Here is a 23994-nt window from a genome sequence, read left to right as displayed (position 1 = left end):
GACGGGGAGCCGGTGGTGTGTTCGCACTCACCGGCATTCGGTCCCGAACGCTAACTCATGCGGCGTGAAAAAACCAATCGGACGCAGGGACGCCGTCAACGGACGTGGTCTTCCAACAACACGCGCAGGATATCGTCAAACGACGAGCCGCCGGCCAGTGCGTTCAACTGGTAGCAGCTCAGTGCCATCACCGCCCGCTGTTCGGCCGTCAGGCGCAACGCCCGCTGCGCCAGCCTGGTTTCAACCACGACAATGGCCGTCTCCAGTGCGACGGGTTCCAGCTGGCTGTCCGGCATCGCCGTGCGGGTGGCGACAGCGATGCCCCGGGCAAGACGTTCAGGCTCGATTGCCACCGGCAGCGCTCCCGACATCGCGCATACATGGCCATAGAGTTCGATAAAGCAGCGCTGCTGCCACGACTCGGCCGGCGTCGCCGCCAAAGCATCGCTCATTGCCATGGCCGGCAGGCGGGGCTCACCCGGGAACGGCTCGCCATCCCCATCGAGCAGCCAGTCGCGCGTGCAGCCAGTGCCCTCCACCAGTTTGGTCACCGTGCGGGAAAACGGCTGCGTTCCCGAATTGAGAATCTTCGACAGGCCGGCCTTCGAGACGCCGGTGGCGTCGCTGAGCCGGGCCGGAATGCCGTCGTAACGGGTATCGATCAGCCATTTCACGCGTTGCACAAATTCGGGATTCTTCAGTTTTTTGTTCATCCGGTTGTCTGGCGCTAACGGTTGGGTGTGGCGTCGTTAGCACACTTGTCCTCTGTGAAGGGTTGGCGAATGTACTGCCGTCACTGCATTCGCTATATTGCGAATTTGGATGCAGAGAAGGCCGAATATGGTCAACTGGATTCTCAGTTGATCCCGAACGCTAACTTATACGGCAAATGGCCGGATTGAGAAAATCCACATGACAAACCTGAACACGAACGACACACCCCGGTACTGGCACCCGGAAGACGTCAAGGCGGCCATCAGGAAACGCGGCAAAAGCATGGCGGATCTGGCGCGGGAGCATCACCTGCCATCCGCCAACGTTCGCAACGCATTGCGCCGGCCGGTACGCTCCGGTGAAATCGTCATCGCGGCTTTCCTTGGCATCCCGCTGTGCGAGCTGTGGCCGGACCGCTGGGATGTTAATGGCAAGCGCGTTCTGCGACCAAGAACGGTCAGTCAGTCACCGCTGCGGGAGGGCAATCATGGCGACGGGATGGACAAGGGACGGGTGTGACGGAACGGGCGGGGCGTCCCGGCACGGACACGCCATCCGCATCATGATTGCCGACGACCATGCACTGGTCCGGATGGGCATCGGCAGCCTGGTGACCGGCATGTGCGATGCCAGCCTGTGCGGCGAGGCGGACAGCTCGACCACGCTGATGCCGCTGCTGGAACGGCAACTGCCGGACATTCTGGTCACCGACCTGATGATGCCCGGTGGCGATCATGGCGACGGGGTGGCGATGGTGGCCGGATTGCGCCGGCGCTACCCGGCACTGAAGATCATCGTGCTGACCATGCTGGTCAATCCGGCCGTGCTGCGGCTGGTGCTGGACACCGGCGTGCACGGACTGTTGCTTAAATGCATCGCCCGCCGGCAACTGGCACTGGCATTGCGCGTGGTCGCGGCCGGCGGCACCTTTGTCGACCGAAGTGTCCGCAGCGCCGTCTGCGCGGCATCGGGCGATGGCGCCCCCTGGTGGCAAAGCGGTCTCGACCGGCTGTCGCGCCGGGAGCGGGAAGTGCTGCTGCTGTGCCTGCGCGGGCTGTCGGTGACCGAGATCGCCGGTTTGCGCAACCGCAGCATCAAGACCATCAGCCAGCAGAAGGTCACCGCGTTTCACAAGCTGGGGCTGGGCAGCGATCGGGCGTTGTTCGAATTTGCCGAGCAGAGCGGGCTGATGCAGCGGGCCCGCTGACACAAAAACCAGAAAGTTCTGATGACGTAAGTGATGGCTTTCATATACTCGGATTATGTGATGCCAAGAAAAGGATTTGGCTGATTCAAGTCATTCCGGACCGGGCGGTAAGCTGCTGCGGCGTGTTCAATGTTGACGCGCCATATCGTTTTGTTGCCGGGGTTCCGCTCATGACCAGAAACACCTTTTCCCCGTCGCCGGTCTGTCTGTCCGAGGCGTGCCTGCCGCTCAACGTGCTGATCGCCGAGCGGCATGACAGCCAGCGGACCGCGCTGTGCCAGGCACTGCGCGCACTGGGCGCCTGCGTGATCTATGCAGCAAGCAGCGGCTGGGATGCCTACCATATCCTGCGCGGGCTGGACGGACTGGCGGAGGACGGGCTTGGCATCGGGGCCGTCGACGTGGTGATCTGTGACCTGCAACTGCCGGAGATGGATGGCGTCGAGCTGATCCGGCAGCTGGCCGCGCTGCCGCGCAAGCCGGTGCTGCTGCTCAGCTGTTCACTGCCGCCGCGGCTGATGCTGGCCGTGCGTGAAATGATGCGGCAATACCAGGTCCCTTTCGGAGGGCTGCTGGACAAACCGGTCCGTCCCGAGCAGCTGCACAGGCTGCTGCAGGAAGTGGTGACCGATCGTACGAGGGCAGGCAAGCCGGTGAATACGTATCCGTCGTCAGCACAACCCATGTTCGTCAGCCGCCCCGTGCTGGAACGCGCGCTCGACAGCCGTGCCATCGAGCCGTGGTACCAGCCCAAGACGGACCCGCTGACCGGCCGGCCGCTCGGCTTCGAGGTGCTGGCGCGCTGGCGCCACCCCGAGCAGGGCATCCTGCCGACGGCCTGCTTTCTCAGCGGGATCGAGCTGCATGGCCTGATGGAACGGATGAGTGCCATCCTGCTGGAGCAGTCGCTGCAGTTGCTGGGCCAGCTGGAATCGCAGGACGCCGGACTGACGCTGAGCTTCAACCTGTGCTGGTCGCAGCTGGCGGATCCGGCGCTGGCCGATCGCATCCTGCACCAGACCCGCGCGTACCGGATCGAGCCCGAGCGTGTCGTGCTGGAAATGACCGAATGGTCGGTCATCCAGCACATGGGGCCGACGCTGGACAACCTGATCCGCCTTGGCATGCGGGGCTTCCAGCTGTCGCTGGACGACTTTGGCGCCGGCTACAACGCGCTGCACCTGCTGGCCGAACTGCCGCTGGATGAATTGAAGATCGACCGCTCGCTGGTCCACCGCGCCAGCTGCAGCGAGACGGCGACCCAGGTGCTGACCGCCGTGCAGCAACTGGCGCACCGGATCGGTCTGCGTACCGTGGCCGAGGGCATCGAGCGCGACGAGGACTACCAGCTGGTGCGTTCGCTGGGCTGTGACGAGGTCCAGGGGCATTTCATCGCGCCGGCCATGTGCGAAACCGACTTTATCGACTGGCTGCGCTGCCGGCAGACCCGTGCCGGTGCGTGCTGAGCTCAGCGGAAGCGGGCCGGATCGATGCCGTTGCGGGCCAGCTTGTCATACAGCGTCTTGCGGGCGATGCCGAGCGCGGCCGCCGCTTCGGTGACGCCACCGCGACTGGCGGCCAGCGCCGACTCGATCAGCGCGCTCTCGAAGCGTTCGACCCGCAAGGGCAACGACAGCGTGTCATCGCCGGCTGGCAGGTCGGTTTCCCACAATCCCAGCACATGGCGCTCGGCTGCATGCTTGAGCTCGCGGACATTGCCCGGCCAGTGCTGGGCCGTCAGCCGGTCGCTGAGCGCCGGCGACAGCTCCGGTGCCGGTCGCTCGAAGCGGCGCGCGGCCTGATGCAGAAAGTGGGTGAACAGCAGCGGAATGTCCTCGCGTCGTTCGCGCAGTGGCGGCAGGGTCAGCGTGGCGACATTCAGCCGGTAGTACAGGTCGGCGCGGAAGCGGCCGTCGCGGCTGGCATCGGCCAGGTCTTCCTTGCTGGCGGCCACCACCCGGCACTGGACCGGCACGGCCTCGTTGGCGCCAAGCCGTTCCACCGAGCGCTGCTGCAGAACCCGCAGCAATTTGGCCTGCAACGGCAATGGCATGCCCTCAATCTCGTCAAGAAACAGCGTGCCGCGGTGGGCGTGTTCGATCTTGCCGATCCGGCGTCGGGTGGCGCCGGTGTAGGCGCCGGGCTCGGCGCCGAACATCTCGCTCTCGAACACGCTTTCCGGCAGCGCCGCGCAGTTGATGGCAACAAAGTTGCCGGCACGCCAGCGACCGCCGTCATGCAGGCTTTGCGCGACCAGTTCCTTGCCGGTGCCGGTTTCGCCGAGGATCAGCACATCGGCATCGGTGTCGGCCAGGTTGGCGACGATGTGGCGGACCCGCTCAATGGCCGGGCTGTGGCCGAGCAGGACCGCATCCATGCCTTCCAGCGTCGCCAGCCGCTCGCGCAGGCGCCGGTTTTCCAGCGTCAGCCGGCGCTGGTCGATCGCGCGATGAACGACATCGAGCAGTCGTTCCGGCGAATAGGGTTTCTCGATAAAGTCATAGGCGCCGGCGCGCATCGCATTGACCGCCATGCCGACATCGCCGTGTCCGGTCACCAGGATCACCGGCAGGTCCGGCGCCTGCTGGCGCACCCGCTCCAGCAGTTCCAGCCCGCTCATGCCGGGCAGGCGCACGTCACTGACCAGTATGCACGGGGCGTCGGGCGTCAGCAGTGGCAGTGCCGGCTCGGCGCGCGGCAGGTCGCGGACCTGCAGATCGGCCAGCACAAAAGCCTGGGTGCTGGCGCGACGCACGGCGGCATCGTCTTCGACGTAGACAACGTGGATGTCGGGGGACGCGGTGGCATTCATGCCGGTTCTCCTGTCGGGGCAGCCGAGGGCGGCCAGACTGCCATGATGCTGGCGCCGCCGTCATCGGCATTGGCGATGCCGAGCCGCCCGCCACTGTCCTCGATCAGCCCGCGCACGATGGCGAGGCCAAGCCCGAGACCCTGGCCAAGCGGCTTGGTGGAAAAGAACGGTTCGGTGATGCGGTCGATCAGCTCGCTGGCGATGCCGGTGCCGCTGTCCTGCACTTCCAGCCAGCGCCGGCCGCTGTCGTCCTCGCCGGCGCTGACCCGGACTTCGCGGCGCAATGCATCGGGCGGCATGGCGTCCAGCGCATTGGCGAGCAGGTTCTGCAGCACCTGCTCGAGAGCGGCGGGTTCCAGCGGCAGCAACGGGGCATGCGGCGGCATCGCCGTGATCAGTGTGGCACCGGCGCGGGCGAAACGGGCGTCCATCCAGTGCCGGACATGGTCCAGCGCCTGGTCGGGCCGGGCTGTCCCGGCACCGCTGCCTTCGGCCCGCCGCCGTGACGCATACAGCTTCAGTTGCGAGGTCAGCCGGGCCATGCGTTCGACCAGCGCCGCGATCTGGTCGAGATTGTCTTCGGCCAGATCGCGCTGACCGCGCGCCAGCAACTGGCGGGTATTGCCGGCATAGGTGGCGAGGGCGGCCAGTGGCTGGTTCAGTTCGTGGGCCAGCCCGGCAGCCATCTGGCCGAGGGCCGCCAGCCGGCTGGTCTGCACCAGATCGTGCTGGGTCACCCGCAGCCTGGCTTCGGTGTCGCGGCGTTCGGCAATCTCGCGTGTCAGCTGGGCATTGGCCTCGGCCAGCTCGGCGGTTCGCTCGGCCACGGTACGTTCCAGCGCATCGCGCGCAGCCAGCCGCTCGCGCAACCGGCGCGTGCGCTGGCGCGCGTAGAGTACCAGCAGCATCACTACCCAGCAGGCGAGCGCGCTGGCCAGCCCGGCCAGCCCGGCAGTGGTCTTCAGCGGCTGCAGGTCGAGCAGGATGCGCATGCGCCAGTCGAGTATCGGCAGCGGTGTGGTATTGACCAGATAGCGGTGACCATCCAGCGCCAGTTGATCGTCGTCGTGCCAGACCACCGACAGTCGCGGCAGCGGCGAGGTGTAATACTGGCGCGTGCTGGTCAGCCGGGCGCGCTGGCGCGCATCCAGTTCGTCCAGCGCGGCGAATTTCCAGGCCGGATCGGCTGCCAGCGCGATGATGCCGTTGTCGTCGGACACCATGACCTTTTCGGCGCTCTGCCGCCAGGTGCGCTCCAGCGCCGCCAGATCGATCTTGACCGCGACCACACCGACCAGGCGGCCGGCGTCGCGCACCGGCTTGGCCAGAAAATAGCCGGGCTCGCGCGTGGTGGCGCCTACGGCATAGAAGTGGCCGGTCCCGCCGGCCAGCGCGTCGCGGAAGTATGGCCGGAATGCATAGTTGCTGCCGACATAGCTGCTGGGCTGGTTCCAGTTGCTGGCGGCCAGCGTGGTGCCGTTGGCGGCAATCACGTACAGCGCCGACGACTGGGCCTCGGCATTGATGCGTGCCAGATAACGGTTCAGCCGGTCGACCTGGGCCGGATCATGCGGTTCGCGCAGCAGGCGCGCCACTTCCGGGTTCAGGGCGAGCAGGGTCGGCAGGTAGTCGTAGCGGGCGATGCTGCTTCTCAGCCCGGCACTGAACAGTTCGGCCCGGTGACGGCCAAGCTGGGTCAGCGTGTCCAGACCGTGTGCGTAGACCACGTGATAGACCACCGCTGCGACCAGGCTGGCGCAGCAGATGGCGGCAGCGGCCAGCCAGCGCGTGCCGCGCAGGCGAAAGCGGAAGGAAGACGGCATGGGAAACCTGCGTAAAACGGGATGGCCGGGACGGCAGGGCCCGCGCATGGCGCGCCCCGCTGTCCCGTTTAGATACCATGCAATGGCGTCGGCTGTCTCAGTCGCTGGTGACGGCGTGGATTTCGTCGTTGTGGTGGCGACGCTGCTCTTCCATGACCAGCTCGGCCAGTTCCCGCTTCAGCGCATTGAAGCCGGGCGCGCTCGGGTCGCGCGGTCGTTCCATGTCGATCTGCACGTCGCGCTTGATCCGGCCGGGCCGGTAGGTCAGCACGATGGTACGGTCGGCCAGGTAGATCGACTCCTCGATACTGTGGGTGACGAAGATTATGGTCTTTTTCAGCTCCGCCCACAGCTTCAGCAACTCGTCCTGCAGATTGCGCCGGGTCAGGGCGTCGAGTGCGCCGAAGGGCTCGTCCATCAGCATGATCGGCGAGTCCAGCGCCAGCACGCGGGCAATGGCGACGCGCTGGCGCATGCCGCCGGACAGGTCTTTCGGGAAGCGGTGGCGGAAGTCTGACAGGCTCAGCATTGCCAGCAGCGCGTCGACCTTCTCGGCCATTTCGCGCTGGCCGAGCCGCTTGATTTCCAGGCCGAAGCGGATGTTCTGCTCGACGGTCATCCACGGGAACAGCGCGTACTCCTGGAACACCATGCCCCGGTCCGGCCCGGGCTCGCGCACCGGCTGGCCGTCGACCAGGATGTCGCCGCTGCTCGGCAGCGAGAAACCGGCAATGGCGTTCAGCAGGGTGGACTTGCCGCAGCCGGAGGGGCCGAGCAGGCAGACGAACTGGCCGGCGGGAATGGTGAGGTTGATGTCGTCGAGCGCGACGACTTCCTTGTCGGCAGTGGCGAAGCGCTTGTCGACATTGCGGATATGGATCAGGTCGGACATGGAAATTCCTTCGGGGCGGCAGGGGACGGGATGACGGGCATGGTGCGCGCCGTCAGCTTTCCAGCCCGCGATGCCAGCGCAGCAGATGGTTGTTCAGCCGGGTCATGCCGAGGTCGATGGCCAGTCCGAGCACGCCGATCGACAACATGCCGGCAATGATCTTGTCCGACCACATGTACTCGCGCGCTTCCAGAATGCGGTAGCCGAGGCCGTCGTTGACCGCAATCATCTCGGCGACGATGACGACAATGAAGGCGGTACCGATGCCGATGCGCGCGCCGGTCAGGATGTATGGCGTGGCGGCCGGCAGAATGACCCGGGTAAACAGCGTCATGCGGCCGACGCCGAGGTTGCGTGCCGCGCGCAGGTAGATGCTGTCGACGTTGCGCACCCCGGACAGCGTGTTGATCAGCACCGGGAAGAACGCGCCGATGGCGATCAGGAAGAACGCCGGCGGATTGCCGAGGCCGAACCAGAGAATGGACAGCGGAATGAAGGCAATCGGCGGGATCGGGCGCAGCAACTGAACCAGCGGGTTGAAGAAGTGATAGACACGGTCGTTGGCGCCCATCAGCAGGCCCAGCGGCAAGGCCAGGCCGGCGCCGACCAGAAAGCCGATCAGTACCCGGTACAGGCTGGCAAACGCATCGTGGATCAGGTCGCCGGAAAACCACCATGCCAGTCGCGAGCCGGCTTCGGGCTCGAACGGCTGGGTCGGCAGCAGGTATTCCCACCATTTGACGGCGACCTGCGACGGGGCGGGCAGCAGGTGCGGGTTGACCAGTCCGGCGCGGACGACGGCCTCCCACAGCACCAGCAGCACAATCGGGACAAGCAGACCCTGAACGGTCCGGTTGAATCTGGGTTTCATCTCATGCTCCAGCAACGGGCGGCCTCCCGGCGTAGCCGGGACACGCGCCTTTGTTCGCAATCAGTCAGGCCGGCACCGGCGCCATCCTGGCCGCCGGTGCACCCGCAGGCTCAGTTCGAACCGGTCTTCAGCGCGCCTTCCGCCTTTTGCAGCAGATCGAGCTTCACCCAGTCAGCGGCTTTCGGCGGCTGGGCCATCTTGCCGACGCCATAGCGCTTCATCATGTCGGTATTGGTCTGGATCTCCTTGACCGAGGTGCTGTAGCTGAAGCGGGCATTGCCCATGGCGTCCTTGTAGTCCTCCGCGCTGATCTGGTTCTTGAACATGGTCTGGCGCACGTACTGTTCGGCCAGTTGCGGCTTGTCGATAAAGGTTCTGGTGGCCTCGACGAACAGCTTCATGACCCGCAGCGCCACGTCCGGCTTTTCCTTGTACATTTTTTCGGTCATGACCAGCGTGCGCACCGGCTCGCCGATCGGCGTGTCATACGGCTTCAGCAGCTCGACGCCGAAGCCCTTGTTGATGGCCTGCGCCGCCTGCGGTTCGGACTGGCTCATCGCATCGATGCTGCCGGCCAGCATCGCCTGGTTCAGGTCGGCATACGGCATGTACAGCACCAGCACATCCTTGCCCGGTTTGTCCGACCAGCTCAGGCCGGCTTTGGCCAGTTCGGCCAGCAGCAGCATTTCCTGGGTGCCGCCACGCGCCACGCCGACCTTCTTGCCTTTCAGGTCCGCCAGTGTCTGGATGCCGGCGCCCTTGCGCGACACGAAGCGCACGCCGCCCTTCGAGAAACCGGCGACTACGTAGATCGGTGCGCCGGCCGCACGGCCGGCGATGGCGCCATCAGCCGCGCTGGCCGCGATGTCGATTTCCCCGGCCACGATGGCAGGAATGATGTCGATGCCCTTGGCAAACACGCGCTCGTCGATTTTCAGGTTGTACTTCGGTGCCAGTTCCTTCATGTAGGACACCGCACCGTAGTGGGCGAACTTCAGGTTGCCGAGGCGGACCAGGTCGGCGGCGGAGGCGGACAGGGCGGCAAGCGTCAGTGCGCCGGCCAGCAGATAGCGTTGGGGGGTCATGGTGTCTCCTCATGTTCTCGTTCGTCACCGCCGTGTCCGGGCGGTGCGTGTATGGAACGTGTCGTCCATGCTTTCCGTTAACGCAAACGGCATGCCAGCTCCGGTTTTAAGAAAACATGATTGAAATCATTGTGTTGGTGTATTTTCCTGTCGGGGTGTGTGCGGGGATTCGCACACCGGGCTGGAAAACGGGATGGATTTCCGCCCGCTGACGTGCGAAAACGTGCTATGGAATGAAAGGATCGACATGCAGGAAATCGTCGATACCGTCGTGATCGGGGCAGGCGTCATCGGTCTGGCGGTGGCCCGCGAGCTGGCACAGCGCGGGCGTGAGGTATGGCTGCTGGAGCAGGCCGGAGCGATCGGGCAGGGCATCAGCGCACGCAGCAGCGAGGTTGTGCACGCGGGCATCTATTACCCGATCGGCTCGTGGAAGGCGCGGCTGTGCGTCGAGGGACGCGAGCTGCTCTATGGCTATTGCGCGGCACGTGGCGTGCCGTTCCGCCGGCTGGGCAAACTCGTGATCGCCACCGAGGATGCCCAGCTGCCGCTGCTGGAGTCGATGGCCATGCGTGCCCGTGCCAGTGGCGTCGACGATCTGGTCCTGCTGGATGCGGATGGCGTGGCCCGGCTGGAACCGTCGCTGCGCTGCCGGGGCGCGCTGTCGTCGCCGTCCACCGGCATCATCGACAGCCATGCGCTGATGTGGTCGCTGCTGGCCGATGCCGAAGCGGCCGGCGCGGTGCTGGTGCTGCACAGCCCGGTGCGGCGCATCGACTGCGACGGTGGCGTGCTGCGGCTGGAGATCGGGGAGGAAGGCAGTGACAATGTGTCGCTGCTGGCGACCCGGCAACTGGTCAATGCGGCCGGGCTGGATGCGGCCGGCCTGGCGGCGATGATCGAGGGCCTGCCCGATGTGCCGCGTGCCCGCTATGCGAAGGGCAACTATTTTTCCGTCGCCGGGCGGGTGCCGTTCGAGCGGCTGATCTATCCGCTGCCCGAGCCGGGCGGGCTTGGCGTGCACCTGACCCTGGATCTGGGCGGGCAGGCGCGTTTCGGCCCGGATGTCGAGTGGGTCGAACAGCCCGATTACCAGGTGGACCCGGGCCGGGCCGGTGCCTTTGCCGAAGCGATCCGCCGCTGGTGGCCGGCTCTGCCGGAGACGGCACTGATGCCGGCCTATGCCGGTGTGCGGCCGAAGCTCGATGGCCGGAGCGGCGATTTCTGCATCGAGGGGCCGGAAGTCCACGGGCTGGACGGGCTGGTCAATCTGTTCGGTATCGAATCGCCCGGCCTGACGGCCTGTCTGGCCATTGCGCGCGAGGTGGGGGACCGGCTGGACGGGCATCGCCCGGTTGCGCTCGATATCGACTGATTGCGGATCGGACTGGCAATCCCCGGCTCAGGCGCTACATAGAGAAGGGCTGAGCCCGCCGGTGGGCCGCCGTCATCACGCGATGCCGGGGGTTTCCGAGGTCCCCTCGGGACGGCGAGGGCGGAGGGAGTCATGCAGACACTACCGAAACAGGTCCATATCGTCGATCTGGTGCTGAGCGAGGTGCTGCCTTCGTGGGTGGCACTGCGGCCACACCAGCTCGATATCGCCATCCGGCTGACCGATGCCGGCATGCCGACGCTGGCCGTGGGGGCTCTGGATGCCGAATCCGGGCTGCTGGGCGAGCTGCCGCCACGCAAGGGCGTGCGCTATCTGGCGGAAGGCGGTGGCCCGCTGACGGCCATGCCGCGTCTGCCGGCCAACTGGCCCGGCGAACTGATGGTCCGGGCGACCGCCAGCGAGACGTTCTCGCGCCGGCATCTGGACGGCAGCCTGGCTGCCGTGCTCGACCATCTGGCAGGCACGATCGACACCATCAATCAGGCCGGCTTCAAGGTGCGCGGCCGCGTGGCCGGCGCGTTCGGCTGCCCGTACGAGGGCGATCTGTCGCCACTGGCGGTAGCGGCAGTGGCCGGCGAGCTGTATGCGATGGGCTGCGACAGCGTGGTGCTGTCCGATCTGACCGGTCACCTGACGCCGGACCGGGTCCGCCGGGTGTTCGAGGCCGTGGACCGGCGGGTACCGGTAAAGAAACTGGCCGTGCGCTGGATGGACAGTTACGGGCTGGGCATCGCCAATCTGCTCGCCAGCCTGCAGTGCGGGGTGACGACGGTGGAGACGGCGACTGGCGGCGTGCTGCCGAATCCGTGGCTGCCTGGCTGCGCCGGCACGCTGGCCAGCGAGGATGTGGTCTATCTGCTCGACGGGCTGGAGGTCAGGACCGGGGTGGATCTGGGCCGGCTGGCGGAAACCGGCCGGCTGCTGGCCGGCATCACCGGCCTGCCGACCCGCTCGCATGTGGCGCAGGCGTTGCGTTCGGTCGGCCTCTAGCACCGCTGTCGGCGATGCCGGGGAGCGGGCGATTTCCGCCATGGGCGGTCAAAACCGCGTCACGGCATCGTCACGACGGCAATCCATGCCTACAATCGGTCGACTTCCGTTCCGAGAGCCGCCATGCAGACCCCCGACTATACCGCCGCCCGCCTGCTCGATGACGCCCTGGCCGGCCGTGCCGTACCCGATCTCGCCCTGGCCGCAGGCGGCAGCCTGCGGATGGTGACCGATGGCGTGTTCGACCTGCTGCCGGCGCAGGCCGGCGCATCGAATACCGACGTACTGCTGACGGTCGGCATCCACGGCAATGAAACGGCACCGGTCGAGGTGGTGATGGCCATCATCGATGACCTGCTGCATGGCCGGCTGACGCTGGCGCGACGCACGCGGGTGCAGCTCGGCAACCCCGATGCGCTGCGCAGCGGCGAGCGCTATCTGGACTACGACCTGAACCGGCTGTTCGATGGCCGGCATGCTGCCCAGCCCGACATGCGCGAGGCTGCGCATGCGCGGCGGCTGGAACAGACCGCGACCACCTTTTTCTCATCCAGCCATGGCGCGCGGCTGCATCTGGATCTGCATACGGCGATTCGCGGCTCGCTATTCGAGAAATTCGCCATTCAGCCGTATCTGCACGAGCGCCCGACCGCGCGTGCCCGGCTCGGCTGGCTCGGCCAGGCCGGTATCGAAGCCGTGCTGCTGCACAGTGCGCCGGCGGCGACATTCAGCTACTTCACCAGCCATCGGCTCGGTGTGGATGCCTATACGCTGGAGCTGGGCAAGGCGCGACCGTTCGGCCACAACGACCTCTCGCGTTTTGCCGGCATTGACCGCGCGCTGCGGGCGCTGCTCGGAGGGGCCGACGATGGCAAGGCCGATTTCGATCCGGCACTGCCGCTGTTCCGCGCCAGGTACGATCTGGTCAAGCGCAGCGAAGCGTTCCGGTTGAACCTGGCCGACTCGGTGGAAAATTTCACCCCGCTGGCGGCGGGCTTTGTCATTGCCGAGGACGGCGAGGAACGCTGGATCGCCGAAGGCGGCGGCGAGCGCATCCTGTTCCCGAACCCGACTGTCAGGCCCGGGCTGCGCGCCGGTATCGTTGTCGAGCCGGTAACGCTGGACTGAGTCGGTCTGTGCCAAAGAAAAAGGAGCTGCAGCTGCAGCTCCTTTTGCGTGGCGGGCACCGGCCGTTTGCCATGGCAAACGGTCGCCTGCATCAATCCACGTGGTAGTTGGGTGCTTCCTTGGTGATGGTCACGTCGTGGACGTGGCTTTCACGCATGCCGGCCGAGGTGATCTCGACGAACTCGGCACGGGTACGCATGTCGTCGATCGACCCGCAGCCACAATAGCCCATCGACGAGCGCAGACCGCCCATCAGCTGATGGATGACGGCAATGACCGAACCCTTGTACGGCACGCGACCTTCGATGCCTTCCGGAACCAGCTTGTCGGCATTCGCCTCGTTGTCCTGGAAGTAGCGGTCGCTGGAACCCTGCTGCATGGCTCCGAGCGAACCCATGCCACGGTAGCTCTTGAACGAGCGGCCCTGGAACAGTTCGATTTCACCCGGGGCTTCCTCGGTACCGGCCAGCAGGCCGCCGAGCATGACGGTGTTCGCACCGGCGGCGATGGCCTTGCTGATGTCGCCGGAGAAGCGGATGCCGCCGTCGGCGATCAGCGGAATGCCGGAGCCGGCGAGTTCCTTGCAGACGTTAGACACGGCAGTCAGCTGCGGCACGCCGACACCGGCGACGATACGCGTGGTGCAGATCGAGCCCGGGCCGATGCCGACCTTGACCGCGTCGGCGCCGGCGTCTGCCAGTGCGCGCGCAGCCGAGGCGGTGGCGATGTTGCCGCCGATGACTTCGACGTGCGGGAAGTTCTGCTTGACCCAGCGCACGCGATCGATCACGCCCTGGCTGTGGCCGTGGGCGGTGTCGACCACGACGACGTCGACGCCGGCTTCGACCAGCAGCGTCACGCGTTCTTCGGTGCCTTCACCCACGCCGACAGCGGCGCCGACGCGCAGACGGCCCTGGTCATCCTTGCAGGCCAGCGGTTTTTCGCTGGTCTTGATGATGTCCTTGACCGTGATCAGGCCCTTCAGTTCGAACGCGTCGTTGACGACCAGCACGCGTTCCAGCTTGTGGGCGTGCATCAGTTCGCGCGCGTCTTCAAGCGAGGCGCCTTCACGGACCGTGACCAAACGGTCGCGAGGGGTCATGATGTCACGAACCGGCGTGTCGAGACGGTTCTCGAAACGGATGTCGCGGTTGGTGACGATGCCGACCACGGTGCCGTTCTCGATCACCGGCAGGCCGGAGATCTTGTGTTCGCGGGACAGCTTGATGACGTCGCGGACCAGCATGTCCGGACGGATGATGATCGGGTCCTTGACCACACCGGACTCGTGACGCTTGACCTTGCCGACCTCGGCCGCCTGCTTCTGTGCCGACATGTTCTTGTGCACGATGCCGAGACCGCCTTCCTGCGCCAGGGCAATGGCGAGGCGGGCTTCGGTCACGGTGTCCATGGCGGCGGACACGAGCGGAAGATTCAGCCGGATGTTGCGGGTGAACTGGGTGGCGAGACTGACGTCACGCGGAAGAACGGAGGAGTGGGCGGGAACCAGCAGAACGTCGTCGAACGTATACGCTTTCTGGACGATGCGCATCGTGTTTCCTTTGCGGCAAAAAAACATTATACCGGGCGTGCTATTCGTTGGGCAAAATCTGGCGACTGCCGCGTTGTAACCCCGATTCACCAAATTGTTACTGTCTGCTTTCCGATGTTCGATCCGAAACCCGTACTCGCCACCCTGCCGAACCTGCCGGGGGTTTACCGCATGCTGGACGCGGATGCGCAGGTGCTTTATGTCGGCAAGGCCGTCGACCTGAAGCGTCGCGTCAGCCAGTATTTCCAGAAGTCCGACCTCAGCCCGCGCATCCGGCTGATGGTGCGCCAGATCGCGTCGATCGAGACCACCGTGGCCCGTTCCGAGGCCGAGGCGCTGGTGCTGGAAAACAACCTGATCAAGTCGCTGACGCCGAAGTACAACATCCTGTTCCGCGACGACAAGTCCTATCCGTACCTGATGCTGTCCGGTCATGCCTATCCGCAACTGGCCTATTACCGCGGTGCGCTGGACCGGCAGCACCAGTATTTTGGCCCGTACCCGAATGGCCTGGCGGTGCGCGAGGCCATTCATGTGCTGCAGCGGGTCTTCAAGTTGCGAACCTGTGAGGATGCGGTGTTCGCCAACCGCTCGCGGCCCTGTCTGCTGTACCAGATCAAGCGCTGCACCGCGCCCTGTGTCGGGCGGATCTCTGACGACGACTACCGTGCCGACGTGCGCCGCGCGTCCGACTTCCTGTCCGGCCGGCAAAGCGAACTGATCGACGAGCTGACGGCGGACATGGTGGCGGCCAGTGCCGAGCTGGCGTTCGAGAAGGCGGCCGAGCTGCGCGACCAGATCCAGGCGCTGGCCCGGGTGCAGGAGCGCCAGTACGTCAGCAGCAATTCGAGCGAGATCGACTGCGATGTCGCTGCCTGTGTGGTGTGGCAGGGCATGCCGTGCGTGAACCTGGTCATGATCCGCGGCGGGCGTCATCTGGGGGACAAGCGCTTTTTCCCCGACAACGCCGACGAGATGGACGAGCGCGGCATTGTCGAGGCTTTCCTGCTGCAGCATTACGGCCGCCAGCCGGCGCCCGGCGTCATCTATGTGAACCAGCCGGTCGACGGCGTCGTTACCGAAGCGCTGGCCAGCCTGGCCGGCCACCGGGTGGCCATCGTGTCGAACCCGAATGGCGAACGCCGGGTCTGGCTCGATATGGCCGAGAAGAATGCCCGGCTGTCGATCGAGCAGCGACTGTCCGGCCAGGCGACCCAGGAGGCGCGGCTGGCCGCGCTGGGCGAGGCGCTGGGCTACGAGAATGTCGAGCGGCTGGAGTGCTTCGACATCAGTCACACCATGGGCGAGGCGACCGTGGCCAGCTGCGTGGTCTATGACAAGGGCGCGATGCAGCCGGGCGAGTACCGCCATTTCAACATCAGCGGCATCACGCCGGGCGATGACTATGCGGCGATGCGCGATGCGCTGAACCGGCGCTATGCGCGGCTGGCCGCCGGCGAGGGCAAGCTGCCCGACGTGCTGCTGATCGACGGCGGCAAGGGCCAGGTCGGGGTGGCGCTGGAGGTGCTCAACGAGCTGGGCCTGAACGATCTGCCCATTGTCGGCGTGGCCAAGGGCGAGGCGCGCAAGCCCGGTCTGGAGACCCTGATACTGGTTCGCGAGCAAAAGGCGATACAATTGCCGAAAGACCATCCAGCACTGCACCTGATCCAGACGGTAAGAGACGAAGCGCACCGCTTCGCCATCACCGGCCACCGCGCGCGCCGGGCCAAGGCGCGCACCGTTTCTTCGCTCGAACAGATTGCCGGCGTGGGTCCCAAGCGCAGGCAGCGGCTGCTGACCCGGTTCGGCGGCCTGAAGGGGCTGGCGGCGGCGAGCGTGGACGATATCGCCCAGGTGGAAGGCATCAACCGCGTGCTGGCGGAAAAAATACATGCCGCGCTGCATTGAGCCGTGCGGAAGACAACCGAAGACCGAGCGATGCCGTTTAATTTTCCTATCTTGTTGACCTGGATGCGCGTGGCGCTGATCCCGGTGTTCGTGGCGGTGTTCTACCTGCCGGTAAGCTGGATCCAGGTGGAAACGGCCAATCTGGTCGGGGCGCTGATCTTTGCGTTCGCTGCGGTGACCGACTGGCTCGATGGTTTTCTCGCCCGGCGCTGGGGGCAGACCTCGGCATTCGGCGCCTTCCTCGACCCGGTGGCGGACAAGCTGATCGTCGCGGCGGCGCTGATCCTGCTGGTGCGCCTGGAACGGACCGACAGCATCCTGGCGATGATCATCATCGGTCGCGAGATCACCATTTCGGCATTGCGCGAGTGGATGGCGCAGCTTGGCCAGCGCAAGAGCGTCGCCGTGGCCACCGTCGGCAAGCTGAAGACCACGGCGCAGATGGTTGCCATTCTGTTGCTGCTGTCCGATGCGCCGCTGGTTCCGTATGTCGATACAAATTTGCTGGGAAATGTGCTGATGGTGATCGCGGCCATTCTTACTTTGTGGTCAATGGTTTATTACCTGAAAATGGCTTCGGTCGAGCTGTCGGGTAAAAAAATCGACGTCTGATGGGGTTGACAGCCATTCGGCAATCCCTATAATTCGCAATCTCTCGCGACGGCAACGACGCGGGAGGCAAAGAGAAAGTATGCGGGAATAGCTCAGTTGGTAGAGCGCAACCTTGCCAAGGTTGAGGTCGCGAGTTCGAGCCTCGTTTCCCGCTCCACTTCTTTCTTTGCGGCAGAAAATCACGGTATGCGGGAATAGCTCAGTTGGTAGAGCGCAACCTTGCCAAGGTTGAGGTCGCGAGTTCGAGCCTCGTTTCCCGCTCCAGCCTGATTTTCACCCCAAGCGGGAATAGCTCAGTTGGTAGAGCGCAACCTTGCCAAGGTTGAGGTCGCGAGTTCGAGCCTCGTTTCCCGCTCCAGTTTTATCCCGGCAGGAAGTGTTCCTGCCGTGCCGTTCAAAGGCGGGGTAGCAAAGTGGTTATGCAGCGGACTGCAAATCCGTAGACGCCGGTTCGATTCCGACCCCCGCCTCCAGTGACACCGAAGTAAAAAGCCACCGTCCCGACGGTGGCTTTTTGCATGGGCGGCATTCAGGCGGGCACCTGTCACGGTGCCCGCCGGCGTTTCAGTTCAGGCGGCCGGCGCGGTTGACCACCCAGCCATGCTTGCCGGCGACGACGTTGACCTGTTTCAGGCCCTCCGCCAGCTTCTGCCGTGCGTACAGCATCGCCTCGCGTTCGGTGGGAAAGACCGCCAGGCGGCGGGGAATGAAGTTCATCAGATGGGACATGGTGACCTCCGCAATACGGTGACGACTGCGATAAAGGTAAGCGGGACCGGGGCTAGCGGAATTTCTTGATGCAGCCGGTAACGACGCCGACGAGCAGCAACTCCTGCTCGCCGCAGAATTCCATGGGCTCGAAGTCCGGGTTCTCGGGCAGCAGCGCCACGCGGCCACCCTTGCGGTACAGGCGTTTGACCGTGGCACCTTCACCCGGGATCTCGGCGAGTACAATGTCATTGTGCCCGGCCTCGAGCTTGCGGTCTATGACAAGCAGATCTCCTTCGTCGATGCCGCAGCCGATCATCGACAGGCCCTTGACCCGATACATGATGGTCGATGGCGCATCGCGCAGCAGGTAGTCGTTCAGATCCAGCTGCTCGCTCTCGAAGTCGGCGGCGGGGGACGGCAGGCCGGCACGGACCGAGACGCCGGCCAGCGGGATGGCGACCCGGGGCGCATCGGGCATCGGGCGGTAGACCTGGTCGGCCGGCAGTGGCGGGAACAGGCCGCGTCGTCGTTCGGAGCGCAGGCGGGCCAGCTCGAGCAGCGAGTCGCGATCGGCCTCGGGCAGGCGGACGATCACGGTCGGCTCGCCACCGAACTGGCCGGTACCGGCCTTGCGGCCGGCGCCGGGTTTGCGTTGTCGGGGTTTCTGGGTTTCGCTCATGCACGGGGTTTCTGTTATTCGTGTAACAAGAATAACAGAAACCCCGCCGTCGGCAAGCCCGTGTCGGCGTACAGGCCGACGAACGGTGTCAGGGCGCCGGATTCGGCTGCCGGGTGTGGATGGCTTCGATGCCGGCCAGCAGCGTGGCGTCGAGGGTGACATCGATGCTGCGCAGGTTTTCTTCCAGCTGCGCCAGCGTGGTCGCGCCAATGATGTTGCTGAGTACGAACGGGCGGCTGTTGACCCACGCCAGCGCCAGTTGCGCCGGTGTCAGCCCATGGGCATCGGCCAGGGCGACGTACTGCGCGGTGGCGGCCTCGGCCTGCGGATTGCTGTAGCGGACAAAGCGGTCGAACAGGGTCAGGCGGCCACCGGCCGGCCGGGCGCCGTTCAGGTACTTGCCGGACAGGACGCCGAATGCCAGCGGTGAATAGGCGAGCAGGCCGATGCCGTCGCGGTGGGCGAATTCCGACAGGCCGATCTCGTAGCTGCGGTTCAGCAGGCTGTACGGATTCTGGATCGACACGATGCGTGGCAGGTCGGCATGACGGGCGGCTTCCAGGAAGCGGCCGACTCCCCACGGGGTTTCATTGGATACACCGATATGGCGCACCTTGCCGGCCGCGATGAATTCCTTCAGCACGGCGAGGGTTTCCTCGATGGGGGCGCTGTCCGGCGCGTCGTCCTGGTAGGGGTAGCCGAGCTTGCCGAAGTAGTTGGCATTGCGATCCGGCCAGTGCAGCTGGTACAGGTCGACGTAGTCGGTGCCCAGGCGCTTGAGGCTGGCGTCGAGGGCAGCGGTCAGATTGGCGCGATCGAAGTGGGTGTTGCCGTCACGGAAGTGACTGGGTCGGGTCGGGTCGTTGATCGGGCCGACCACCTTGGTGGCGATCAGCACCTTGTCGCGGCGGCCGGAGCGCGCCAGCCACTGGCCGAGAATGCGCTCGGTGTCGCCCTGCGTTTCCGGGCGGGGCGGGACCGGGTACATCTCGGCGACGTCGATCAGGTTGATGCCGTGTTCAAGTGCCAGGTCGATCTGCGAAAAGGCGTCCTGCGCCGTGTTCTGTTCGCCCCAGGTCATGGTGCCCAGGGTCAGGCGGCTGATATCGAGGCCGCTGTCGCCCAATGCGACGTATTCCATTGCGCGTCCTTTGCGAGACGGGATTCGGGTCGCTCAGGGTAGCAGAGCGGTTCGCGGCCTCAAATGGCTTCTGCTGCGCTGCAGCCGGCCGGATGGTTATATCGACGGCATGCCGAATGGGAATTAATGCTTCACGAATAGAACGATTCTCATTACTATTTGGGTTTTTTCCGACGCGGAGGGATTGTGGCTGACGCATCTACTGCCCATGCGGCGTCGGTGGTGGCCGAGCTCTACCACGGGCATCACCACTGGCTGTCCGGCTGGTTGCGCCGCCGGCTGGCAGACGTGGAGCAGGCCGCCGATCTGGCGCAGGACACTTTTGTGCGCGTACTGCTGTCGCGTGATGTCGGCGCGATTCAGGAACCGCGTGCCTTTCTGACCACGGTGGCGCGACGCGTGCTGGCCAACCACTACCGCCGGGCCGAGATCGAGCGCGCCTGGCTGGAGACGCTCGCCAGCCTGCCGGAACCGGTGGCGCCGCCACCGGAAACGCGGCTCATGATTCTGGAAACGCTGTGCGAGCTGGACCGGCTGCTGGACGGATTGCCGGCGGCGGTGCGGCGCACCTTTCTGCTGTCCCAGCTCGATGGCCTCGGCTATGCCGAGATCGGTGCCCGGCTCGGCATCTCGGTCAGCACGGTCAAGCGGCACATGAGCCGGGCGGCGATGCAGTGCTATTTCGCCGAGCTGCCGCAATGAGCCGCGCCGCGCCGTTCAGCGCCGCAGTGGCCGGTCAGGCGGTGGCCTGGCTGGTCGAGTTCGCCGATTGCCCGCCGACGCCGCAACGGCTGGCACAGTGGCATTCGTGGCTGGACGCCGACCCGGTTCACCATCAGGCCTGGCAGCGGATCGAGACGGTGCGGGCGCGCTGGCGGCAACTGCCGGCCGGCGCCGCGCGCGATACGCTGGAGCGGCCGGCTTCGCCGGCCCGCCGCCGTGCATTGCAGGCGCTGGGCGTGCTGGCCGTCGGCGGCACGTCGGCGCTGCTGGTCGCGCGGGCGCAGCCGTGGCAGGCCGATTATCTGACCGGGGTCGGCGAGACGCGCAGCGTGGCGCTGGCCGACGGTGTGCGGCTGACGCTGAATACCGACAGCGCCATTGCGCTGGGCCGCGATCCGCGCAGGCATCAGGTCACGCTGCTGCGCGGCGAAGTGCTGGCCAGCGTGTCGGCCCGCGCCGGGCGGCCGCTGCGTCTTGCCTGCGGGCAGGGATGGGCGGAGGCCGTTGAGGCGCAGTTCGTGCTGCGGGCCGGCGGGGACAGCGACACGCTCGGCGTGCACACCGGCGCGGTGCGGCTCTGTCCGTCTGCGGCCCGGCCCCTGTCGCTGCCTGCAGGCAGACAGGTGCGCTTCCGTGCGGCAGGCATCGTGTCGAACGTCGTGCTGGCGGCGGAGGACGCCAGCTGGGCCGACGGCATGCTGGTGGTGTCCGGCTGGCGGCTGGCCGATCTGCTTGCCGAACTGGGGCGCTACCGGCATGGCTGGATCCACTGCGACCCTGCCATTGCCGGGCTGCGCGTCTCCGGCACCTATCCGCTGGCCGATACCGACCGCATCCTGCATCTGCTCGCCAGCGGGCTGGGGCTGGAGCTGCGCCAGCGCACCCGATTGTGGGTCGGGCTGTATCCGCGCCCGCCCGCTCCGGTCGCCATCTGAAAATAATCCGTATTTTCATGGTCCGTTTTTTCGTCTCGCGTGACAGCAGAGGGAGAACTCCACTGCACAGAGAGACAGAAGACATGCATCGGCGAAGACTTTCCGTTCCGGCGCCATTCCGGCGCGTCCTGATCGGCATGACCCTGGGGGCCGCGCTGTGCGTGCCGGCCGCGCCGGCACGGGCCGACGGATTGCCCGCGGAGACCCGTTACTACCAGATCCCGGCCGGCTCGCTGGAGGCGGCGGTCAACTGGCTGGGCCGGGAGGCCGGGGTGATGATTTCGTTCGGTTCCCATATTGCGGCCGGCCGGCAGACCGCCGGGCTGGACGGTCGCTATTCGCTGCTCGATGCGCTGAAGCAGCTGCTGGTCGGCAGCGGCATCGAGGTCGCCGGCGATGCCCGCGACGGCTTCGTGCTGCGCCCGGATGGCCGGAGCGCTGACGGCAACCCCGACAGCCTGCCGGCGGTGGTGGTGATCGCCGACCGCCTGCGCGATGAAATCCGCCTGCCGGTGGTGGTGATCAGCGACCGGCGTCCGCCGCTGGCGCCGGGCCGGGCGCTGCTGAGCGCCGACGATATCCGCAATACGCCGGCGGCCAATGGCGACCTGAGCGAACTGCTGGCCACCCATCCGGCCGTGCGCCAGAACAGCAGCGCCGGGGGCTCGCTGACGCGTGGCTCGCTGGCGCCGGAGGACCTGTCGTTCCATGGTGCGAGCCCGTACCAGAACCTGTTCCAGATCGACGGCATGGATGGCAGCAACAATATCAATCCGGCCAACAAGAACAGCAATTTGCAGGTCAGGAACATTCCCAGCAACAGCCAGGCCTATTTCCTGGATACCCGCCTGCTGGGCGAAGTGCGGGTGTTCGACAGCAATATTCCGGTCGAATACGGCCGCTTCAATGGCGGTGTGGTCGATGCGCGGCTGAAGCGGGCCAGTGGCCAGGACAGTGTCGATGTCGGCTATCGCATGAGTGGCTCCAATCTCAGCGAACAGCGGGTCAGCGACGGCAACCAGTCGAACTACGATCTCGGCATGTCCGGTTATACCCCGGACTGGCGCAAGCGCTTCTATTCGCTGAATGTCGACCGCAAGCTGGATGACCGCTTCGGCGTGGTCCTCGGCCTGTCGCGCCGCGAGTCGGATATCCGCCGCGCCAGCTCGGTCAGCCTGGACAAGAGTGTGGTGGCCGGCACCTCGACCGAACAGGACCGGGTCGACAATCTGCTGGGCAAGCTCAGCTGGTGGATCGACAGCGATACGGTGACCGATCTGACGCTGAAGTACAGCGCCCGCCGCGAGCAGCGGGCCAATTCGCTGTTTGTCGATTCACGCTGGGACAACGAGCATGATGCGGCCGGGGTGGCGTGGAATCTGGATCAGCGCCTGAATGGCGCGAAATTCAACTTCCAGCTGGGCTGGGACCGTTTCGACGACAGCCGTACCTCGAACCGCGACGATCTGGTCACCCACTATTTCGCCAGCACCCGCACCCAGTTCACCACCGGCGGGCTGGGCAAGGAACAGAAAACCCGCGACAGCTGGGCGCTGAAGGCGCGGCTGGATCTCGATCCGCTGCTGACCGGGCCGGTGGCGCACACGCTGTCGGTCGGGGTCGACAGCCAGTGGGTCGAGGTCGACTACCAGCGCTTCAATGACGCCAGCTCGTACCGGCTGACGCATCAGGCCAACGGCAGCGAAAAGATCACCAGCCTGACCCGCTATCACGCTGGCCAGGTCGGCGTGTCCTACAACAGCCGGGCACTGTGGCTGGCCGACGAGATGCGCTGGGGGCGGGTCAGTCTGACCCCGGGGCTGCGTTTCGACCGCGACAGCTATCTGGGCAACAGCAATCTGTCGCCGCGGACGCGGATGGACTGGGACCTGTTCGGCAGTCGACAGTCGGTGGTCACGCTCGGCATGGCGCGCTATTACGGCGACAACGTGCTCGATCTGGCGCTGCGCGAGCGGGTCAGCAAACTGACCGAGTCGGTACTGAACAGCGCCGGCCTGCCGGTGGCCTCGCCGGGCAGCGGGGAGATCTCGCGCTACCGCGACCTGGATACGCCGTACAACGACGAGCGCTCGCTGGCGCTGACCCAGCAGTTCGCCGGGCTGGAGGGCGTGCTGTCCTATGTCCATCGCGAGGGACGCGACCAAATCAACAAGCGGGCGCTGCGCGACAGCAAGAACGTGCTGCTCGGCTACGAGTATGTGAACGACGGCGAGTCGCGCACCGATTCGTTCGGGCTCAGCCTCGCCAACCAGCGGCCGTGGCAGGCGCTGGGCGCGGACTGGCAGATGCGGCTGGCACTGAGCTACGAGCGTTTCCGCAGTAACAACAGTCTGGTCGACGGCTATGACGACACCGGGGTCGACAACGGGCAGATCTACTACAACGGCAGGCTGATCGATGCTGCCGACCGCCCGACGGCGAACTTCAACCAGCCGTCGCGGGTCACGCTCGATCTCAACGCCGGCTGGAACGGCATCGGGCTGCGCTGGAACAACCGCTTCAACTGGCTGAGCAAGCGCGACGACGTGTTCTATGTCGGCGTGAACAAGGCCGACCAGCTGGATATGTACCAGGAGGGCACGCTGCCGTCGTACTGGACCTGGGATGCGCGGCTGGTCTGGCAGCCGACGTTCTGGCGCCAGCTGGAACTGACGGTGGACATTCTCAATGTGCTGAACCGCCAGCCGGTGCTGGTGTCGACCTCGCCGCTGATCAAGCGCAACAACGACCAGTATGGCAATGGTCGCGAAATCTGGCTGCAAGCCAACTATCGGTTCTGACGGAGGGCTGG

At 65.7% G+C, this 23994-nt stretch carries 21 protein-coding genes and 4 tRNA genes; 15 read left to right on the top strand and 10 right to left on the bottom strand.

The features are described 5' to 3' along the window. Nucleotides 1-95: 95 nt before the first annotated feature. Nucleotides 96-713: a helix-turn-helix domain-containing protein gene (locus ACYVG8_RS00980; protein ID WP_028497701.1), complete on the bottom strand. Its 618-nt coding sequence runs from the start codon at nucleotides 711-713 to the stop codon at nucleotides 96-98. Between the two features lie 199 nt (nucleotides 714-912). Here ACYVG8_RS00980 and ACYVG8_RS00975 point away from each other — a divergent pair, with 199 nt between their 5' ends. From ACYVG8_RS00975 to ACYVG8_RS00965, 3 genes are all read left to right on the top strand, one after another. Continuing rightward, nucleotides 913-1233, top strand: coding sequence for a helix-turn-helix domain-containing protein (locus ACYVG8_RS00975; RefSeq protein ID WP_107889414.1), 321 nt, complete (start codon nucleotides 913-915; stop codon nucleotides 1231-1233). Nucleotides 1234-1276: 43 nt separating this feature from the next. Next, nucleotides 1277-1921, top strand: a complete 645-nt coding sequence (locus ACYVG8_RS00970; protein WP_460744910.1) for a response regulator — start codon at nucleotides 1277-1279, stop codon at nucleotides 1919-1921. 170 nt (nucleotides 1922-2091) lie between these two features. Continuing rightward, nucleotides 2092-3387 carry an EAL domain-containing response regulator gene (locus ACYVG8_RS00965; protein WP_112692145.1) on the top strand — a complete coding sequence of 432 codons (1296 nt, stop codon included), beginning with the start codon at nucleotides 2092-2094 and terminating at the stop codon, nucleotides 3385-3387. Between the two features lie 2 nt (nucleotides 3388-3389). Here the strand turns inward: ACYVG8_RS00965 and ACYVG8_RS00960 are convergent, their stop codons facing one another. From ACYVG8_RS00960 to ACYVG8_RS00940, 5 genes are all read right to left on the bottom strand, one after another. After that, the gene (locus tag ACYVG8_RS00960; protein ID WP_107889417.1) at nucleotides 3390-4733 is read right to left on the bottom strand and encodes a sigma-54-dependent transcriptional regulator; all 1344 of its coding nucleotides are present in this window, start codon (nucleotides 4731-4733) and stop codon (nucleotides 3390-3392) included. Beyond that, nucleotides 4730-6556: a sensor histidine kinase gene (locus ACYVG8_RS00955; protein WP_460744909.1), complete on the bottom strand. Its 1827-nt coding sequence runs from the start codon at nucleotides 6554-6556 to the stop codon at nucleotides 4730-4732. The genes ACYVG8_RS00960 and ACYVG8_RS00955 overlap by 4 nt, the downstream gene beginning before the upstream one ends. A 97-nt stretch (nucleotides 6557-6653) precedes the next feature. Beyond that, nucleotides 6654-7448, bottom strand: a complete 795-nt coding sequence (locus ACYVG8_RS00950) for an ABC transporter ATP-binding protein (protein WP_199489745.1) — start codon at nucleotides 7446-7448, stop codon at nucleotides 6654-6656. 52 nt (nucleotides 7449-7500) lie between these two features. Beyond that, on the bottom strand, nucleotides 7501-8319 hold the full coding sequence (locus tag ACYVG8_RS00945; RefSeq protein ID WP_028497706.1) for an ABC transporter permease: 819 nt from the start codon (nucleotides 8317-8319) through the stop codon (nucleotides 7501-7503). Between the two features lie 110 nt (nucleotides 8320-8429). Beyond that, complete coding sequence (locus ACYVG8_RS00940; RefSeq protein WP_107889418.1) at nucleotides 8430-9404, bottom strand: ABC transporter substrate-binding protein; 975 nt, start codon at nucleotides 9402-9404, stop codon at nucleotides 8430-8432. 247 nt (nucleotides 9405-9651) lie between these two features. On the opposite strand from ACYVG8_RS00940, the gene ACYVG8_RS00935 reads away from it, so the two are divergent. The 3 genes from ACYVG8_RS00935 to astE all read left to right on the top strand — a co-directional run bounded on the left by ACYVG8_RS00935 (nucleotide 9652) and on the right by astE (nucleotide 12918). Beyond that, nucleotides 9652-10779, top strand: coding sequence for an NAD(P)/FAD-dependent oxidoreductase (locus ACYVG8_RS00935; RefSeq protein WP_036385023.1), 1128 nt, complete (start codon nucleotides 9652-9654; stop codon nucleotides 10777-10779). Between the two features lie 132 nt (nucleotides 10780-10911). Further along, nucleotides 10912-11790 (top strand): beta/alpha barrel domain-containing protein, encoded by an 879-nt coding sequence (locus tag ACYVG8_RS00930; protein WP_051528595.1) that lies wholly within the window; start codon nucleotides 10912-10914, stop codon nucleotides 11788-11790. A gap of 123 nt (nucleotides 11791-11913) precedes the next feature. Then, entirely contained in the window at nucleotides 11914-12918 is a 1005-nt protein-coding gene (gene astE / locus ACYVG8_RS00925) for a succinylglutamate desuccinylase (RefSeq protein ID WP_028497708.1), read from the top strand. Between the two features lie 91 nt (nucleotides 12919-13009). On the opposite strand, the gene guaB is transcribed toward astE, so the two are convergent. Next, on the bottom strand, nucleotides 13010-14470 hold the full coding sequence (gene guaB, locus ACYVG8_RS00920) for an IMP dehydrogenase (protein WP_028497709.1): 1461 nt from the start codon (nucleotides 14468-14470) through the stop codon (nucleotides 13010-13012). A gap of 114 nt (nucleotides 14471-14584) precedes the next feature. Here guaB and uvrC point away from each other — a divergent pair, with 114 nt between their 5' ends. The 6 genes from uvrC (at nucleotide 14585) to ACYVG8_RS00890 (ending at nucleotide 17466) form a co-directional block, all read left to right on the top strand. Continuing rightward, nucleotides 14585-16381 carry an excinuclease ABC subunit UvrC gene (gene uvrC / locus ACYVG8_RS00915; RefSeq protein WP_028497710.1) on the top strand — a complete coding sequence of 599 codons (1797 nt, stop codon included), beginning with the start codon at nucleotides 14585-14587 and terminating at the stop codon, nucleotides 16379-16381. A 30-nt stretch (nucleotides 16382-16411) separates the two neighbouring features. Beyond that, complete coding sequence (gene pgsA / locus ACYVG8_RS00910) at nucleotides 16412-16993, top strand: CDP-diacylglycerol--glycerol-3-phosphate 3-phosphatidyltransferase (RefSeq protein ID WP_028497711.1); 582 nt, start codon at nucleotides 16412-16414, stop codon at nucleotides 16991-16993. A gap of 81 nt (nucleotides 16994-17074) precedes the next feature. After that, nucleotides 17075-17150, top strand: a tRNA-Gly gene (locus ACYVG8_RS00905). 31 nt (nucleotides 17151-17181) lie between these two features. Then, nucleotides 17182-17257, top strand: a tRNA-Gly gene (locus ACYVG8_RS00900). A gap of 18 nt (nucleotides 17258-17275) precedes the next feature. After that, nucleotides 17276-17351 (top strand) — tRNA-Gly (locus tag ACYVG8_RS00895). A 41-nt stretch (nucleotides 17352-17392) separates the two neighbouring features. Further along, nucleotides 17393-17466 (top strand) — tRNA-Cys (locus ACYVG8_RS00890). Nucleotides 17467-17557: 91 nt separating this feature from the next. On the opposite strand, the gene ACYVG8_RS00885 is transcribed toward ACYVG8_RS00890, so the two are convergent. The 3 genes from ACYVG8_RS00885 to ACYVG8_RS00875 all read right to left on the bottom strand — a co-directional run bounded on the left by ACYVG8_RS00885 (nucleotide 17558) and on the right by ACYVG8_RS00875 (nucleotide 19524). Further along, complete coding sequence (locus ACYVG8_RS00885) at nucleotides 17558-17722, bottom strand: hypothetical protein (protein WP_156952443.1); 165 nt, start codon at nucleotides 17720-17722, stop codon at nucleotides 17558-17560. Nucleotides 17723-17774: 52 nt separating this feature from the next. Beyond that, a complete protein-coding gene (locus ACYVG8_RS00880; protein ID WP_234412933.1) occupies nucleotides 17775-18383 on the bottom strand; it encodes a LexA family protein in 609 nt (202 codons plus the stop codon). An 88-nt stretch (nucleotides 18384-18471) separates the two neighbouring features. After that, nucleotides 18472-19524 (bottom strand): NADP(H)-dependent aldo-keto reductase, encoded by a 1053-nt coding sequence (locus ACYVG8_RS00875; protein WP_107889422.1) that lies wholly within the window; start codon nucleotides 19522-19524, stop codon nucleotides 18472-18474. Nucleotides 19525-19710: 186 nt separating this feature from the next. On the opposite strand from ACYVG8_RS00875, the gene ACYVG8_RS00870 reads away from it, so the two are divergent. From ACYVG8_RS00870 to ACYVG8_RS00860, 3 genes are all read left to right on the top strand, one after another. Continuing rightward, nucleotides 19711-20226 carry a sigma-70 family RNA polymerase sigma factor gene (locus ACYVG8_RS00870; protein WP_107889423.1) on the top strand — a complete coding sequence of 172 codons (516 nt, stop codon included), beginning with the start codon at nucleotides 19711-19713 and terminating at the stop codon, nucleotides 20224-20226. Continuing rightward, the gene (locus ACYVG8_RS00865; RefSeq protein WP_460744908.1) at nucleotides 20223-21182 is read left to right on the top strand and encodes a FecR domain-containing protein; all 960 of its coding nucleotides are present in this window, start codon (nucleotides 20223-20225) and stop codon (nucleotides 21180-21182) included. The genes ACYVG8_RS00870 and ACYVG8_RS00865 overlap by 4 nt, the downstream gene beginning before the upstream one ends. Before the next feature lie 137 nt (nucleotides 21183-21319). Next, entirely contained in the window at nucleotides 21320-23983 is a 2664-nt protein-coding gene (locus ACYVG8_RS00860) for a hypothetical protein (RefSeq protein ID WP_460744907.1), read from the top strand. The last annotated feature ends 11 nt before the right edge of the window (nucleotides 23984-23994 follow it).

The organism is Microvirgula curvata (genome assembly GCF_054781615.1).
This window is presented reverse-complemented; position numbering and strand designations above follow the sequence as displayed.